Here is a 15,834-nt window from a genome sequence, read left to right as displayed (position 1 = left end):
GCGGCATGGCTGCGGGTGGACACCACGACGGACCGGACACGCTGACCGAGGCTCTGGAGCGCGAGCACCACGAGATCGACGCGGGGCTGGAGTCCTTCGCCGAGGGCCTGTCGGCGGGAGTCGTCCGCGATGACGAGCTGGCCCGGGCCGGGAGCGCCCTGCGGCGCCACATCTATCTCGAGGAGGAGTTCCTGTTCCCCCCGCTACGCGCGGCCGGGATGCTGCCCCCGGTGCTGGTGATGCTGCGCGAGCACGGCGAGATCTGGCGCGTCCTGGACGCCCTGGAGCAGGAGGCTGCGACCCTGACGGCCCCGGTCAGCGGCTCCGGTGCCGCGGCCGACCGGTGCCGCGAGCTCCTCGGCGCCCTGGCCGCGCACAACGCCAAGGAGGAGCCGATCATCTATCCGCAGGGCGACGTGGTGCTGGCGGACGAGGCGAAGCAGGAGCTGCACGACTTCATCCTCGAGGGTGAGATGCCTGCCGGCTGGGTCTGCGCCCAAGCCTGACCCGCGGTCCGACCGCGCTCCCACTGCACCAGGGCGCTCCCACCGCACCAGGGTGCACCCACCGGATCACGGCGCTCCGCGCCGGCCGTTGCAGGAGGTGGGTCAGGTGGTGGCGTCGGTCAGGTGGTGGGGGGTGCGGGCGGCAGCGCGACCCGGAATACCGTGTCACCGGGCTCCGAGTCGATCTCGATCGTGCCGCCGTGGCGCTCCACGATGATCCGGCGCGCGATGTCGAGCCCGAGACCGGTGCCCTGCCCCACGGGCTTGGTCGTGAAGAACGCCTCGAAGGCCCGCTCGGCGACCTCGGGCGGCAGGCCCGGGCCGGAGTCACCGATCTCGACGACGACACCGCCGTCGTCGCCGGGACGGGTGGTGATCCGCAGCGTGCCCTCGCCCGCCATCGCGTCGAGGGCGTTGCCGATCAGGTTGGTCCACACCTGGTTGAGCTCCCCGGCGTAGCCCTCGATCCGCGGCACCTCGCCATACTCCTTCACCACCTCCACGGTGCCGTCCCGCAGCCGGTGGCCCAGCACCAGCAGGGTGCTCTCGAGGCCCTCGGTGACGGCCAGCTGCTGCAGTGCGGACCGGTCCATCTGGGAGTAGGAACGCACTGCGGCGACCAGCTCGGAGATGCGCCGCGTCGACTCGGTGATCTCCGCGCGCAGCACGGTGGCCTGGAGGCTGGCGACGACCCAGTCCAGGCCGGCCTGGAGCGAGCGCTCGTCGACGACCTCGGCGAGCTGGTCGCACCACTGCTGGTCGGCGTTGGCCGAGGCGAGCACCGGCGCCGCCACCCAGCTGCGGTCCACCCCGCTGGCCTCCAGCCGCTCGGCCAGCGCGTCCTCGATCTCGGCCAGGTCGACGTAGGCGGGGGCGGGCCGGGAGGCCAGGTCCCGGCGCAGGTCGTCCAGGGCGGTGAACTGCTGTGCCGTGATCCCGTGCCTGGCCAGCTCGTTCAGCGAGGCGAACAGGGCATCGTCCGCCGCACCGAGCGCGGCCGTGGCCCGGGTCGCCGCCGCGGCCGGGTTGTTGATCTCGTGGGCCAGCCCCGCGGCGAGCTTGCCGAGGGTGGCCAGGGCGTCGCGCTGGCGGGCGGTCGACTCGACATACAGCGCCATGCCGTAGACGCCCTTGATCAGGTGGCTGCCGAACGGGAACCACCGTGCCGTGAGGTCGCGCAGCGCCGTCGCGGGCACCCTGAGCACCCGGCCCGCCTCGAGGCCGCGGGCGGCGGCCAGGTAGCGCCCGGTCTCCACCCACGCGCGAAAGCCTCCGGCCCACCGGCCCGGGGCGTCCATCCGGCCGACGACCATGTCCTCCCGCTCGGTGCGCCGCACCAGGTCGATGACGCCGTCGACGAGGACCCACCAGTCGTCGGCGTGACCGCCCTCGACCCAGAGGGTCTCGCCCGGCTGGAAGGCGATCTCCTCCGACGCCGCGAGGAGCTCGGCGAGCTGCTCGTCGCTGAGACCGGCGAAGAGCTCGATGGGGCGCAGGTCCTCGACGCGCACGGGCTGCTCCTAGGTGGTGGCGAGGTAGCGGTGGACGAAGTGGACTGCCATGGCTCCCTCACCCACAGCCGAGGCGACCCGCTTCATGGAGTCCAGCCGCACGTCGCCCGCGGCGAACACCCCGGGCAGGCTGGTCTCCAGTGCGTAGGGCACACGGGGCAGCGACCAGGTGCCGCCCGCGGCCTGGAGCATGTCCGTGCCGGTCAGGACGAAGCCCTTGTCGTCCCGCGCCACGAGGTCCCCGAGCCACTCGGTCCGCGGGACCGCCCCGATGTAGGCGAAGACCCAGCTGGTCTCCACCTCCTCGACCTCCCCCGAGTCACGGTGCCGGAGGGTGACCGCCTCCAGATGGCCGTCGCCCCGCCCACCGACGAGCTCGGTCCGCAACCGCACCTCGATGTTGGGGGCCTCGTTGATCCGGTCGATCAGGTACTGCGACATCGTCGCCTCGAGCGAGTCGCCCCTGACCAGCATCACCACCCGGTTGGCGTGGCGGGACAGGTTGAGGGCCGCCTGGCCGGCGGAGTTCGCGGCACCGATCACGTAGACGTCGTCACCCTCGCACTGGCTGGCCTCGCTGGCGGTGGCGCCGTAGTAGACGCCCCGCCCGGTGAACCCGTCGACGTCCGCCGCGCCGAGCCGCCGGTAGGACACACCCGTGGTGACGATGAGCGAGCGGGCCTCGATCTCTCCCCCGCCGTCGAGCAGCACCGCCCGCCCGGGTCCGCGCCGCTCCAGCCCGACGACGTCTCGGGCGACGACCATCTCGGCGCCGAACCGGACGACCTGGGCGACGGCACGCTGGGTGAGGTCCGCGCCGCTGAGCCCCCGCGGGAAGCCGAGGTAGTTCTCGATCGCGGCGCTCTGCCCGGCCTGTCCACCGGGTGCCTCGCGCTCGACGATGACGGTTCGCAGCCCCTCGGAGGCTGCGTACACGGCCGACGCCAGACCGGCCGGTCCCCCGCCCACGATGCACAGGTCGTACAAGGGTTGCTCGGCGCGGGTGCGCAGGCCGAGGGACGTGGCCAGCTCGACGTTGGTCGGAGTCCGCAGGACCGTGCCGTCCGGCAGGAGCACCAGGGGCAGGTCGCCGGGACTCGCCCCCGCCGCGCCGACGAGCTGCTCCCCCTCGTCATCCGCCTCGACGTCGATCCACCGGTAGGGCACGTGGTTGCGGACCAGGAAGGTCTTGGTGGTGTGCGCCGCCTCGGACCAGCGGTGGCCCACGACCCGCACCTCGGAGGTGACGTCGGGGTGGGCGCGCTGCCAGTCGCCGAGCAGGTCGTCGACCACCGGGTAGAGGCGCTCGACGGGCGGGTCCCAGGGCTTGAGGAGGTAGTGGTCCAGCCCGATGTCGTTGATCGCCCGGATCGCGGCGTCGGTGTCTGCGTAGGCCGTGAGCAACAGTTGTTTGGCCGTGGGCGCCAGTGGTCTGGCCCGCTCGAGCAGCTCGATCCCCGCCATCGCGGGCATCCGCTGGTCGGTGACGATCAGGGCCACCGGCTGCTCCCGGAGCAGCAGCCGCTCGAGCGACTTGAGCGCCTCCTCCCCCGAGGTCGCGCCGACCACCCGGTAGTCAGCGCCGTAGTGCTCGCGCAGGTCGCGGGTGATCGCGGCGGAAACCATCGGGTCGTCATCGACGGTCAGGATGGCTGGTTTGGTCACGGGGATTCTTCCGCTGGCGGTCGGGGATCGTGCCGGTCAGCATAGGACCACGGGGCCCTGCCGCGCGAGGGTTCGTGCGTGGGCGCGGTCCGGACGCCGCGCGCACGGGCCGGGTGGCGGTCGCGCTTGCGATGAGTTCTGCGGATGGTGTCGTATCGGAGCAGGGCCGTTCGTGGAGGTGTCAGCGGGTGGCCAGCCGGGCCGCCCCGGAGCGAGCGGCACCGCCCTCGCCCCGACCGAGAGGAGACGAGAAGTGCCGGAGTATCTGATTGCGTTCAACGACGAGTGGGTGCAGGAGCACACACCGGAGCAGCTGCACGCGAAGGCCGAGGCGAGCATGGCGGTGGTCCGGGAGATGGAGACCGCCGGTGTCTTCGTCTTCGGCAACGGCGGCATCGACGCCTCGACCGCACTGTTCAGCGTCGAGAATAAGGACGGCGAGCCGATCTTCACCGACGGTCCGTTCGTGGAGACCAAGGAGCACCTCGGCGGCTTCTGCGTCATCGACGTCCCCGACGACGAGACGGCACGCCACTGGGCCGGACGCCTGACGGTGGCCCTCGACTGGCCGCAGGAGGTGCACCGGTTTCCCCCGGGACCGGACGTGGGCGGTCACGGTCGCCCCACCGACGCCGGTCAGGGCTGAGCCGGGTGGCCCGGTACCTGCTCTCGGTCTTCGGGCCGACCGATCCCCCGGCGTCCGGCGGATCATCGTCTAGGTCCGAGCTCCTGCAGGAGTGGGCCGACACCGGTGCCTTCAACGACAAACTCCAGCGCGAGGGGCACTTCGTCTTCGCCGACGGGCTGGAGCCCGCGAGCACCGCCACCACCGTGGACGGTCGGGGCGAGCGGCCGGTGTTCACCGACGGTCCCTACCTGGAGACCAAGGAGCACCTCGGCGGCTTCTGGGTGATCGAGGCGGCCGACCTGGACGAGGCCCTCGCGCTGGCCGCGGAGGGGTCCAGGGCGTGCCGCGGCGCGGTGGAGGTGCGCCCCTTCAACACCCCGGAGTCCATCCAGGCGCTGCTGGACTCGTGACCGATCCGGCTGTCGAGGCGGCGATCGCCCGCGTCCACCGCGAGGAGTGGGCGCGGGTGGTCGCCGCCCTGACCCGCCGCTTCGGCGACCTCGACATCGCCGAGGAGGCGGCGGCCGAGGCCTTCGCGGTGGCCGTGGAGCGGTGGCCGCGGGACGGGCTGCCTCCCAACCCGGGAGGGTGGCTCTCCACCACGGCCACACGCAGGGCGATCGACCGGATCCGCCGCGAGTCCCAACGGATGGCCAAGCACCAGGCGGCACTGATGTTGCACGACAGCACGCGGCCGGATCCCTCCGGGCCGGTCGAGGACGACCGGCTCAGGCTGGTCTTCACCTGCTGCCACCCGGCCCTGTCGATGGAGGCCCGGGTGGCGCTCACCCTGCGCCTGATCGGCGGGCTCACCGTCGCCGAGATCGCCCGGGCGTTCCTGGTGCAGGAGACGACCATGGCCCAGCGGATCACCCGGGCGAAGACCAAGATCAGGGCGGCGCACATCCCCTACCGCGTGCCGTCGGGCCAGGATATCCACGAACGCCTCGCCGGCGTGCTCGCCGTGGTCTATCTGATCTTTAACGAGGGCTACCTCGCGAGCCAGGGGAAGGACCTGCTGCGGGTCGACCTGACCGAGGAGGCGATCCGGCTCGGGCGCCTGCTGCTCGTGCTAGTGCCCGAGGACGGCGAGGTGGCGGGCCTGCTCGCCCTGATGCTGCTCACCGACGCCCGGAGGTCGGCGCGAGTGTCCGCCACCGGCGAGCTGGTCACTCTGCAGGAGCAGGACCGCGGGGCGTGGGACCGGGGCCTGATCGTGGAGGGTCAGGAGCTGGTCCGCGAGCGCGTCCGGGCGGTCGCTGCCGGTGCGGGCCCGCCGGGCCGCTACCAGCTGCTGGCGGCCATCAACGCGGTCCACACCGTGGCGCCCTCCTCGAGCGACACCGACTGGTCCCAGGTCCTCACGCTGTATGACCGGCTGGCCGCCCTCGACCCCTCACCCATCGTGAGGCTCAACCGGGCGGTCGCGGTGGCCGAGCTCGACGGCCCGGCGGTCGCGCTGGCCCAGGTCGATCGACTCGCCGACGGGCTGGACGCCTACCACGCGCTCCACGCGACACGGGCCGACCTGCTCAGGCGGCTCGGGCGCAGCGCAGAGTCACGGACGGCCTACGACCGGGCGATCGCGCTGGCCGCCAACCCGGCCGAGCGCGCCTACCTCACGCGACGCCGGGACCAGCTCCGGGGCTGACCCGGGGGCGACGGGCTGACCCGGGGGCGACGGGCCGATGCAGGGGGCCGAGTCGCCCTCAGCTCACTCGTCGACGTCGTCGGCCTTGACGGCCAGCACCGGGCAGGAGGCGTCCAGCAGGATCCGCTGGGCGTTGGAGCCCAGGATCAGCTTGCCCACCGGGGTGCGCCGGCGCAGCCCGATGACGATGAACTCCGCCCCGGACTCCTCGGCGATGGCGATGAGGTCCTCGCTCGGCTCGTTGCCGCGGACCAGCGCCCGGACCTCGTGCTCGATGCCCTCGGCGTCGAGCTGCTCCTGGACCCTTCCCAGCTCGGCCTCGAAGCGCTGGGCCTCCTTGGCGTCGAAGTCCCGGCCGCCGCGGTGGGAGTTCACCACGATCAGCTTGAGGTGCCGCAGCGAAGCCTCTTGAGCCGCACGGCGCAGGGCGGCACGGCCTTCCTTGGTGGGCACATATCCAACGATGATCGTCATGTCGTCACACTCCCTGTCAGTCGTGCTGCACTCTCCAGAGGGAGGCTACACGCCCTGCACCCAGGTCAGGCGGCCGACGCGAACGGTCCACCGGGTGGGCGCACGGCGTGGCGCAGCAGCTGCTCGGTCAACTGAGCCAGGTAGTAGTTCGGATCGGCCTGCAGCGCCCGGTCGATCACGATGTTGGCCAGGGTGCCGTTGTTCAGCGCCCACGCGGCCTGCGCGGTCACCGTGAGCACCGGCGCAGCCCACTCGTCAGGCACCACCGCACAGAGCTCGACGAGCCGGTCGAGCCGACCGCGGTCCAGGGTCCGGGACAGCGGGAGGTGCCGCACGAGGGCGGCCATCACCTGCTCGGGCAGCATGCCCGGCCCCAGCTGCCCGGGTGCCAACCAGGAGATCAGGGCGTCGCGGAACTCGCGGTCCCAGAGCATCACCAGCCCCTGCGCGAGGACCGCGGGCGGCAGGTCCTCGATCTGCGGTGCCCCCCGGGTCGTGTCCAGCACGCGCTGCCAGGCGCGGGCGCCACGCTCGAGGAAGCGTTCGTAGGTGCGCCCGCGCTGGTCGGCCCCGGACGCCTCCGCCCCCGCCCACTGGTAGGTCACCATGGCGGCGGCCAGCTCGTCGGCAACCTCCTGCCCGCGGGCCCTGCCGGCCCCGCGGATCCGGGCGATCAGCTCCGCCCGTCCCGGCCCCGGGGCGGCGCCGCGCACGACGAGATCGGCGACGGCCGGGACGGTATGGGTGGACGGGAGCGATCGCCATACTCCCGGGTCGTCGCCCTCGGGGGTCACCGCCAGCCACTGCCCACCGCGCACCCTGGCGAGCCGGTCGACCAGGGTGCCCTCCGCCTCGCAGGCCCGGCCCACGGCCAGCAGGGTCTCGGTGGCGTCGGCGCCGTCCTCAAAGGCGATCGCCTCGACCACCGCGGGCCGCTCCCGCCGCAGCAGTGCCCCGACCGTGGACAGGGTCTCCTCGTAGGCGCCCGCGTCGTGGGGCAGGTCGATGCGACACATCATCTGGATGGCACCGGAGGGCTTGCGCGAGCCGTCCCCCTCGTCCATCCCGGCGAGCAGGACCAGCACCAGGCTGTCCTCGGGGTGGTAGCCCAGCTGGTGGGGCAGCGTGGCGATCAACTCGGCCACGCCACGGACTCGGATCTCTGAGGTCGTCATGCCCCCACGGTCGACCGCATGCGACCGCCGCGCACCGGAGGCCCCGGAACCTGTGGACAACCGAGCGGCCCGGGTGACCCCGGTGGACAAGTCGGCTCAGGCGTCGAGCTGCGCAACCTCGCGGAGCGGGAACTCCTCACGCGCCTGGTCGCCGATCCGGTTCATCAGGAAGGCGTCCAGGCCAGCGCCGATCGCACCACCCACCACGGGCACCGCCCGGGTGAAGCGGCTCAGGGACCTGGCGCCCATCTTGGTGGCGAGCCGGAAACCGACGCCCTTGTTGATCACCATCACGGCCGCCTTGGGCAGCCGCTGCAGGGCGACCTGCGCGAGGCGACCGCTCCCGGCGACACCGGCCTTGGCCAGCAGGTCCTGGCTGTCCGCCCCGACGAGCGTCAGCATGACCGCGGCGCGCACCTCTGGCTGCTTGAGGTCGTAGCCCCGGATCTGGGCGATGCTGCCGACCATGCGGGTGGCGAGCACGTAGAACTCGACGATGTTGGCCGGCAGGGAGACCACGAGGGTGAAGATCCCGCCGAAACCGGTGACGAAGCCGCCGACCGCGCTCATCTTGATATGGGAGCGGACGATCGTGTTGATGGCCTTCTCGGGGTCGCCTTTCTTGTCCTTCAGTGCCTCCGCGACGACCTTGTCGACCGAGTCCAGGGGGCCGAGTCCGTCGATGCCGATGTCCATCAGCTTCCCGACCAGGGCGTTGGCGGTCTTGGCCGTGACCCCGCTCTCCTCGACGGCCTGCGCGGCCCCCGGGTCCTCGGTGTTCTTCGTGTCGAACAGGCCCACGTGCTCTCCCGATCTCTCCGGCCGCGGCTTGCTCGCGGCGCCTCTGGACCATCCTGCCACCTCGACCGTCCGGGCACCTTCCTTCGCGCTGTCCCCCTCGTGCGCTAGATTCGCGGCCATGGCACAAGGGGAGAAGTCGTCCGGCGGTCCGTCCAAGGTCCTGGGTGGGCTTGCTGCGCTGTTCACGCTCGCGGGTCTGGTCCTGCTCGGCCTCGGTCTCTTCGGGGTCCTCAACACCGCGACGCCCAACATGCAGGGCATCAACTCGGGCCAGTCGGTCTCGATCCCCGGCTCGGGCATGTCGCTCTGGGCCGAGGAGGACGTCCGGGACGACACCGTGTGCTTCGCCGGTGACCGCACCATGGAGCGTCCGACGTCGGCCTACTCCGTCGACGTCGGCGACCGCGAGTTCTTCGAGGTCGCCCGCACCCCCGCGAGCCTGGAGCAGGGCAGCTATGTCGTGACCTGCGAGGGCACCGACGCCGCGCTCTACGTCGGGCCCAACGCGACCCGCACGACGGCCCCCGGCATCGTGGGCAACCTCGGCCTGATCCTCGGTGGCATCGCGCTCGCGGTCGCAGCGCTCCTGGGCCTGGGTGCCCTGCTGACCCGACGGAAGAGCCCGAAGGCCGCCGCCGCGCCGTACCAGTACAGCTCGCACGCCACTCCCCCGGCGCCCGGGCAGGGTTACCCCCAGCAGGGTGGCTACGGCGGCGGGCAGTATGCCGACACGAGCCAGTCCGCGTACGGCCAGTCTCCCTACGGCCAGTCCCCCTACGGACAACCTCCCGCTGGCCAGGCCCCCTATGGCCAGTCCCCCTACGGCCAGGACCAGACGCAGGGCTACCCGCCGGCCCCGGCCGGCTACGGCCAGCAGGGTTACGGCCCGCAGGGTTACGACCAGCAGGGTCAGGCGTATGGACAGCAGCCCTACGGCTACGGCCAGCCGCAGGACCAGGGCTATGGCCAGCAGCCTGAGCAGGGCTACGGCCAGCAGGGCCAGAGCTATGGCCAGCAGGGCCAGGGCTATGGCCAGCAGCCCGAGCAGGGCTATGGCCAGCAGGGCCAGAGCTATGGCCAGCAGCCCGAGCAGGGCTACGGCCAGCAGAGCCAGGACTACGGCCAGCAATCCGACCAGACCCAGAGCTTCGCGCAGCAGCAGGACCAGACTCAGGCCTTCGGGCAGCAGCACTACGGACAGCAGCCGCCCGGCTACAACCCGCACCCCGGGCAGCCGCAGCACGACCAGGGCTACGGCGAGCAGCCCAACGACCCCGACCCGCCACAGGGCCAGACCCAGGCCGTCGGTGGTGGCGCCACGGCGTGGTCCCCCGGACAGCCTGTCCCGGGTCAGTCCGCCCCGACGTCCGCGGAGTCATCCGAGCCGGCGAGCGAGCAGTCCGACTCGGTCACGCAGGACCAGGCTCCAGACGACCACGGCAGAACCGACCACGGCACAAACGACCACGGCACAGACGACCAGAACACGGACGACCGCACCCAGCAGTTCCCGCCGCCTCCGCCGCCGCGCCCGGACAACGACTAGCACCGGCTTCGAACAGGCACCGCGCGGGCTCATCCGCGCAGCGCGACGCACAACAACGATCCCCGGGCCGCTGCTGCGGCTCGGGGATCGTTGTGGCGTGGGGTGGGGGCTAGTGCTCCGGCGAGTCGTCGTCGGAGTGAGCCCGCAGGAAGTCCTCGAACTGAGCACCGATCTCGTCCGCACTCGGCAGGTCAGCGACCTCGGCGGCCAGCAGGCTGCGCTTGCGCTGGCCGTCCAGGAAGCGGTCGTAGCGCTGCTCCAGCGCGGCGACGACCTCGGCGGCCTCGTGGTTGTCCTCGAGCTCCTTGGCGATCTCGGCGCGGTTCAGGCCCGCGGCTGCGACCAGCTCCTCACGGGGCAGGTCGACACCGGTGAACCCGACGAGCGTGTCGAGCGCGGCCACCGCGGCATCGCCGAACCTCGCCTCAGCGAGGTAGTGCGGCACGTGCACGGCGGCACCCATCGTCTCCACGCCCGCCTCGGCCAACCGCAGGTGGAGCAGCGACTCCGCGCTGCCGGGCACCTGGACCCGGCCGAACAGCGGCTCAGCCGGTGCCAGCAGCTCGCGGTCGCTGGCGAAGCTGGTCACACCGATCGGGCGGGTGTGCGGCACGGCCATGGGCACTCCGTGCGCCGACACCATGCGTCGCACGCCGAACCCGAGGCACAGCTGGTGCACGGCCTCCGCGAAGGCCTCCCAGTGGAAGTCCGGCTCCAGTCCGTCCAGCAGCAGGAACGGCTCGCCGGAGCGGTCGATCACGCGGTAGAGGACCAGCGAGGGGTCCTCGAAGGAGCTGAAGTTGTCGCGGTCGAAGGTCATCAACGGTCGCCGCGAGCGGTAGTCGATGAGGCTGTCCATGTCGAAGGACGCGACCACGGTGTGGTCGAGCTGCTCCAGGAGGAGCTCGGTCAGCTGCGCGCGCACGTTGCCGGCATCCATGAAGCCCTCCAGCGCGACATGCAATAGCGACGCCTGCTGGGGCTGCCGATCAGCATCGGTCTCCAGGTGGTACAGCGAACTCGGCTCGATCACGTCAGTCCTTCCTCAGGTGCTCTGTCCCCACAACGCTTGCGACGGCCGAGAGATTCCGCCCCAGCACGGGCGTTCAGGAACAAGGGCCACGCGGTGATATGAAAGACCTCATGACCTCGGAGCCGCTGGCCACCCCCACCATCTTCCATGATCTGGATCAGTATGTCGCGATGCCACGCCTCGGCGGCCTGGCGATCAGTCACGACGGCACCCGTCTGGTCACCACGGTGTCCACGGTCACCAAGGCCGGCACCGGCTACGCCACCGCGCTGTGGGGCGTGGACCCCCAGGGCGAGCGCCCGGCCTACCGGATCACCCGCAGCGCCAAGGGTGAGGCCGGCGCGGCCTTCAGCAGCGACGGCACCCTCTACTTCACCTCGGCCCGGCCCAACCCGGAGGCCGACGAGGACAGCCCGGAGGCCGCGCTCTGGGAGATCCCGGCGGGCGGGGGCGAGGCGCGTGTCGTCCTGTCCCGGCCCGGTGGCGTGTCCGGCGTGCTGTGCGCCCGCGACGCCGACGTGACGGTGGTGGTCGCCGGCCTGCTGCCCGGAGCCACCGACGAGAAGACCCATGCCGCGATCCACAAGGCGCGCAAGGACGGCGGGGTTCAGGCGATCCTGCACGACAGCTATCCGGTGCGCTTCTGGGACGCCGACCTGGGCCCGGTCGCGCCGCAGCTCTTCGTCGCCGAGCCCGACGAGGAGGCCGAGAGCACGCGCCCCACGACCACCGACCACGTCCCACCGCTGAAGCTGCGCTGGGTCAGCGAGGGTGTCGGCTCCGCGATGCGCGATGCCAGGCCCGCGGTCAGCCCGGACGGCACGTTCGCGCTGGTGTCGCTCACGGTGCCGGAGGCCCGAGGCGAGCAGCGCAGCCAGCTGGTGCGCATCGACCTCGCGACGGGCGCACGCTCCGTCGTCGCCGACGAGCCGGACCACGAGTTCTACGCTCCCCTGATCAGCCCCGACAGTACCCGGGCCCTGATCGTGGTCGACCGCAAGAGCACCCCTGACCAGGCACCCCACCCGGTGCTGCACCTGCTGGACCTCACCTCCGGCGAGCGCACCCCGCTGGCCGCCGGCTGGGACCGCTGGGCCAGCCCCGCCGCCTGGCTGCCGGACGGCAGCGCCGTGCTGGCGACGGCCGACGACAACGGCCGCTCCCCCGTCTTCCGGATCGAGGTGACCACGGGAGAGGTGAGCCAGGTGACCACCGACGACTCGTCATACTCCGAGGTGGTCGTCTCGCCCGACGGGACCCGCGCGTATGCCGTGCGCTCCAGCTATCTCTTCCCGGCCGAGATCGTGGGGATCGACCTGTCCACCGGCGCGACGGCCGCGCTGCCCGGCCCGGTGGAGCGGCCCGAGATCCCCGGCCGGCTCGAGGACGTCGAGACGACCGCGGCCGACGGCACGCGGGTGCGGGGCTGGCTGGCGCTGCCCGAGGGTGACGCGGGCGCGGCCGGACACCCCCTCCTCCTGTGGATCCACGGCGGGCCGCTGGGGTCGTGGAACGCCTGGACCTGGCGGTGGAACCCGTGGCTGCTCGTGGCACAGGGGTATGCCGTGCTGCTGCCGGACCCGGCGCTGTCGACCGGCTACGGGCAGGACTTCATCCAGCGTGGCTGGGGCTCGTGGGGACAGGCGCCCTACGAGGACCTGATGGCGATCACCGACCACGTGGTCGCCCGCGAGGACATCGACGAGACCAGGACCGCGGCGATGGGCGGCTCGTTCGGCGGCTACATGGCCAACTGGGTCGCCGGGCAGACCGACCGGTTCCGGGCGATCGTGACGCACGCGTCGCTGTGGGCGCTGGACCAGTTCGGGCCGACCACGGACGCCGCGTTCTACTGGCAGCGCGAGATGACCCGGGAGATGGGCGAGGCCAACAGTCCGCACCGCTTCGTCGACAAGATCGTCACGCCGATGCTGGTCATCCACGGTGACAAGGACTACCGGGTGCCGATCGGTGAGGGCCTGCGGCTCTGGTACGAACTGCTCGCCGCGTCCGGGCGGCCCGCCGGCGACGACGGCTCGACCGTGCACCGGTTCCTGTACTTCCCCAACGAGAACCACTGGATCCTCTCCCCGCAGCACGCGAAGGTCTGGTATCAGGTGGTGTCCGGCTTCCTGGCCGAGCACGTGCTGGGGGCAGAGGCGCCCGAGCTGCCCGTGGAGCTGGGGCGCAGCGCCCCGACCGAGAAGCAGCTGCGGGCCGCCGCGGCGGCCGAGGAGCTGGAGGAGGCGACCTCCGACCGCGCGGACGGTGAGTCCACCTAAAAATGTAGTGGTTCTGTAGGCCCGCCACGTCTTCTTGTAGTGGTTTTGTAGGCCCACCAGGCCTGGGACGGCCCGTCGGACCCGCGGATCGGCATACTGCCCGCCACGCAGGACCGAAGCCCTCAAGAGACCGGGCTGAGCTCCTCGTCGAGGCCGTCGGGCAGCTCGGCCGGGGCCTCGTCACGGTCGTGCAGCCGGTTGGGCATGAGCAGCACCAGCCCGATCAGGACCAGCGCGACGATGGCACCGAACCCGAAGCCCCAGCGCATGCCCTCGACGGTCGCGTCGAGCGTCAGGGTCCCGCGGTCGACCAGCTGGTCGGCCCGCGCGGTCATGATGGTGATCACGATGGCGGTGCCTAACGCGCCGGCGACCTGCTGCAGGGTGCCCAGGAGCGAGCTGCCGTGGGAGTACAGCCGAGCGGGCACGTCACCGAGCGCCAGCGTGAACGTCGGCGTGAAGACCGCGGCCAGGCTGACCATGAGCAGCAGGTGCGCGCCGAGGAGCTGCCAGTATGGCGTGTGGGTGCCGATCTGCGTCAGCGACCCCATCGCCACGGCGACCCCGACCGCGCCGGGGACGATCAGCAGGCGGCTGCCGAACCGGTCGAAGGCCCGTCCCACGCGAGGTCCGAGCAGACCCATCGCGATGCCGCCGGGCATCACCAGCAGCCCGGTCTCCAGCGCGGTGAGGCCCCGGACCGACTGCAAGTAGAGCGGCAGCAGCATCATCGCCCCGAGCATCCCCATGAAGGAGACCGACAGCAGCAGCACCCCGCGGCTGAAGACCGTGTGCCGGAAGGTGCGCAGGTCCAGCAGCGGGTCGCCGTGGCGCTGCAGCTGCAGCTGTCGCAGCACGAAGACCAGGATGGCCACCGCGCTCCCGCCGACGATCAGCCAGGGCTCCGCACCCAGGCCGCGGCCGAAACGGCTCAACCCGTAGACCAGGCCGCCGAAGCCGAGGGCGGCCACGACGACGCTGAACCAGTCGATGCCGACCTGCCGGGGCTCACCCACGTTGGGCAGCCGGCGCAGCGCCAGGACCGTGACGACGACGGCGATCGGCAGGACGGTCAGGAACATCCACCGCCACGAGCCGAGCTGAAGGAGCAGTCCGGCGACGGCCGGGCCGAGCGCCGGGGCCACCGACATCACGAGGGTCACGTTGCCCATCACACGACCGCGGTCCCGCTCCGGGACGACCGTCATCAGGGTCGTCATCAGCAGCGGCATCATCACCGCGGTGCCGGAGGCTTGGACGATCCGGGCGATCAGCAGGACCGGGTAGGTCGGCGCGAACGCCGCCAGCAGCGTGCCGACGATGAAGACGCTCATCGCCGTGGCGAAGGCGGCGCGGGTGGTGACCCGCTGCAGGAACCACCCCGTGACCGGGATGACCGAGGCCATGGTGAGCAGGAACGCGGTGGACAGCCACTGGGCCGCGGCCTCGTCGATGTCGAGACCGACCATGAGCTGCGGGATCGCGTTCATCATGATCGTCTCGTTGAGGATCACCACGAACGCGGCAGCCACCAGCCACAGCACGACGGCCGGCGTGCGACCCGTCCCGGCCTGGGCGTGCGCTTCGGTGGTGCGCGTAGACATGGGTGTTCCTCCGTCACGGGGTGGGTTGGTGTCCCTCACGGGCGGTATGACCGCCGCGGGCGGCCGAAGTCATCGGCGACCCTTCGATGGTGCGCGCGCCGGTCCTCCTCGGGCAACCGAATTTTCCCCGACCTGGGGCCGTATGCCGTGCGCTCACCTCCGCGAGCACCTCGCCCTGCGCGTCGGACGGGTGAAGGCACAAACCACGACAACAGTGCGGGAGCGACCAGCAAAACCCCTGCGAAAATGCGTGAGGGACCGACGAAACCACTACGAAAAATGTGGGCCCCGGACCGTGGTGTCGGTCCGGGGTCCTGGGTCGCCAGGCGCACTGGCGATCAGTGCGCGGGGTGGGCAGCGTGCGCCAGGTGCAGGCGTTCCGCCCAGTGGCGCAGACCGAGGGTCCGGCTGCCGCTCACCTTCGTGTCGATGCCGCGCTCGGCCATCACCCGGGCGAACTCGGCCCGCTGGGCGAGGTCGCGGTCGTTCTCGTGAGCGATCTGCTGTGCCATCTGGATCTCGAGCTGTCCCATGATCGTGTCCTTTGCTTGTGGCCCTCGGGCCGCCGTTGTTGATAACGACTACGTTGCTCGCTAAGGCACGCCGCGGGCATCGGGCAGGTGCCTACTGTTCGGGCACTCTTTCGGGTCTAAGGCCCGGCGGGTGAGCACCTAAGACGGTGCGGGACGCCTCAGTCCGCCTTAGGTGGTCGCGTTCCCGTCCGGCGCTGCCTCAGGACCGCTGCCCGCGTGGGCTGCCAGGACGGCGGCCTCGGTGCGCGAGGTCACGCTGATCGGGCGCAGGATCGCGGCCACCGTGCACGCTCGGTTGCGCTGATGAACAGCTGCTCACCGATCTCCCGGTTGGTCAGACTGGGTGCACGGCGGCAACGACGGGTCCGGCATCCCGACCCACGAGGTCAAGCACCCGCGACTCCCGGTCGGTGAGTTGCGGCACA

General features: G+C 71.6%; 14 protein-coding genes. 6 read left to right on the top strand and 8 right to left on the bottom strand.

Annotation, left to right across the window (positions count from 1 at the left end):
• Positions 1 to 5 precede the first annotated feature (5 nt).
• Positions 6 to 506 carry a hemerythrin domain-containing protein gene (locus MWU75_RS10930; RefSeq protein WP_247090501.1) on the top strand — a complete coding sequence of 167 codons (501 nt, stop codon included), beginning with the start codon at positions 6 to 8 and terminating at the stop codon, positions 504 to 506.
• A gap of 119 nt (positions 507 to 625) precedes the next feature.
• Here the strand turns inward: MWU75_RS10930 and MWU75_RS10925 are convergent, their stop codons facing one another.
• Positions 626 to 2,017, bottom strand: coding sequence for an ATP-binding protein (locus MWU75_RS10925; protein ID WP_247090499.1), 1,392 nt, complete (start codon positions 2,015 to 2,017; stop codon positions 626 to 628).
• A 9-nt stretch (positions 2,018 to 2,026) separates the two neighbouring features.
• On the bottom strand, positions 2,027 to 3,682 hold the full coding sequence (locus MWU75_RS10920) for an FAD-dependent oxidoreductase (RefSeq protein WP_247090497.1): 1,656 nt from the start codon (positions 3,680 to 3,682) through the stop codon (positions 2,027 to 2,029).
• A gap of 253 nt (positions 3,683 to 3,935) precedes the next feature.
• Between MWU75_RS10920 and MWU75_RS10915 the strand changes: the two genes are divergently transcribed.
• Genes MWU75_RS10915 through MWU75_RS10905 form a run of 3 tightly spaced genes read left to right on the top strand, consistent with a single transcriptional unit; the run spans position 3,936 to position 5,961 of the window.
• Entirely contained in the window at positions 3,936 to 4,328 is a 393-nt protein-coding gene (locus MWU75_RS10915) for a YciI family protein (RefSeq protein ID WP_247090495.1), read from the top strand.
• 5 nt (positions 4,329 to 4,333) lie between these two features.
• A complete protein-coding gene (locus MWU75_RS10910) occupies positions 4,334 to 4,720 on the top strand; it encodes a YciI family protein (RefSeq protein ID WP_247090493.1) in 387 nt (128 codons plus the stop codon).
• Entirely contained in the window at positions 4,717 to 5,961 is a 1,245-nt protein-coding gene (locus tag MWU75_RS10905) for a DUF6596 domain-containing protein (protein ID WP_247090491.1), read from the top strand. The genes MWU75_RS10910 and MWU75_RS10905 overlap by 4 nt, the downstream gene beginning before the upstream one ends.
• A gap of 63 nt (positions 5,962 to 6,024) precedes the next feature.
• Here MWU75_RS10905 and MWU75_RS10900 read toward each other — a convergent pair whose 3' ends face one another.
• The 3 genes from MWU75_RS10900 to MWU75_RS10890 form a co-directional block, all read right to left on the bottom strand.
• The gene (locus tag MWU75_RS10900; protein ID WP_247090489.1) at positions 6,025 to 6,435 is read right to left on the bottom strand and encodes a universal stress protein; all 411 of its coding nucleotides are present in this window, start codon (positions 6,433 to 6,435) and stop codon (positions 6,025 to 6,027) included.
• Between the two features lie 65 nt (positions 6,436 to 6,500).
• Complete coding sequence (locus tag MWU75_RS10895; RefSeq protein WP_247090487.1) at positions 6,501 to 7,610, bottom strand: DUF4192 domain-containing protein; 1,110 nt, start codon at positions 7,608 to 7,610, stop codon at positions 6,501 to 6,503.
• Positions 7,611 to 7,706: 96 nt separating this feature from the next.
• On the bottom strand, positions 7,707 to 8,531 hold the full coding sequence (locus MWU75_RS10890) for an EcsC family protein (RefSeq protein WP_247090485.1): 825 nt from the start codon (positions 8,529 to 8,531) through the stop codon (positions 7,707 to 7,709).
• Here MWU75_RS10890 and MWU75_RS10885 point away from each other — a divergent pair.
• Positions 8,530 to 9,957 carry a hypothetical protein gene (locus MWU75_RS10885; RefSeq protein ID WP_247090483.1) on the top strand — a complete coding sequence of 476 codons (1,428 nt, stop codon included), beginning with the start codon at positions 8,530 to 8,532 and terminating at the stop codon, positions 9,955 to 9,957. The two genes, MWU75_RS10890 and MWU75_RS10885, sit on opposite strands and share 2 nt — an antisense overlap.
• A gap of 109 nt (positions 9,958 to 10,066) precedes the next feature.
• On the opposite strand, the gene MWU75_RS10880 is transcribed toward MWU75_RS10885, so the two are convergent.
• A complete protein-coding gene (locus MWU75_RS10880; protein WP_247090481.1) occupies positions 10,067 to 10,990 on the bottom strand; it encodes a PAC2 family protein in 924 nt (307 codons plus the stop codon).
• 110 nt (positions 10,991 to 11,100) lie between these two features.
• Here MWU75_RS10880 and MWU75_RS10875 point away from each other — a divergent pair, with 110 nt between their 5' ends.
• Positions 11,101 to 13,272, top strand: a complete 2,172-nt coding sequence (locus tag MWU75_RS10875) for a S9 family peptidase (protein ID WP_247090479.1) — start codon at positions 11,101 to 11,103, stop codon at positions 13,270 to 13,272.
• Positions 13,273 to 13,394: 122 nt separating this feature from the next.
• On the opposite strand, the gene MWU75_RS10870 is transcribed toward MWU75_RS10875, so the two are convergent.
• Complete coding sequence (locus MWU75_RS10870) at positions 13,395 to 14,876, bottom strand: MDR family MFS transporter (protein ID WP_247090477.1); 1,482 nt, start codon at positions 14,874 to 14,876, stop codon at positions 13,395 to 13,397.
• A gap of 338 nt (positions 14,877 to 15,214) precedes the next feature.
• Positions 15,215 to 15,409, bottom strand: coding sequence for a hypothetical protein (locus MWU75_RS10865; protein WP_247090475.1), 195 nt, complete (start codon positions 15,407 to 15,409; stop codon positions 15,215 to 15,217).
• Between the last annotated feature and the right edge of the window lie 425 nt (positions 15,410 to 15,834).

It is taken from the genome of Ornithinimicrobium sp. F0845 (assembly GCF_023015765.1).
GTDB lineage: Bacteria > Actinomycetota > Actinomycetes > Actinomycetales > Dermatophilaceae > Ornithinicoccus.
Note: the sequence above shows the minus strand (reverse complement) of the source record. Positions and strands in the feature narration are given on the sequence as shown.

Coding starts and splice junctions, on each gene's coding strand:
- MWU75_RS10930 (WP_247090501.1), top strand. CDS start 6: ATGGCTGCGGGTGGACACCACGACGGACCGGACACGCTGACCGAGGCT.
- MWU75_RS10900 (WP_247090489.1), bottom strand. CDS start 6,435: ATGACGATCATCGTTGGATATGTGCCCACCAAGGAAGGCCGTGCCGCC.
- MWU75_RS10895 (WP_247090487.1), bottom strand. CDS start 7,610: ATGACGACCTCAGAGATCCGAGTCCGTGGCGTGGCCGAGTTGATCGCC.
- MWU75_RS10885 (WP_247090483.1), top strand. CDS start 8,530: ATGGCACAAGGGGAGAAGTCGTCCGGCGGTCCGTCCAAGGTCCTGGGT.
- MWU75_RS10890 (WP_247090485.1), bottom strand. CDS start 8,531: ATGGCCGCGAATCTAGCGCACGAGGGGGACAGCGCGAAGGAAGGTGCC.
- MWU75_RS10875 (WP_247090479.1), top strand. CDS start 11,101: ATGACCTCGGAGCCGCTGGCCACCCCCACCATCTTCCATGATCTGGAT.
- MWU75_RS10870 (WP_247090477.1), bottom strand. CDS start 14,876: ATGTCTACGCGCACCACCGAAGCGCACGCCCAGGCCGGGACGGGTCGC.
- MWU75_RS10865 (WP_247090475.1), bottom strand. CDS start 15,409: ATGGGACAGCTCGAGATCCAGATGGCACAGCAGATCGCTCACGAGAAC.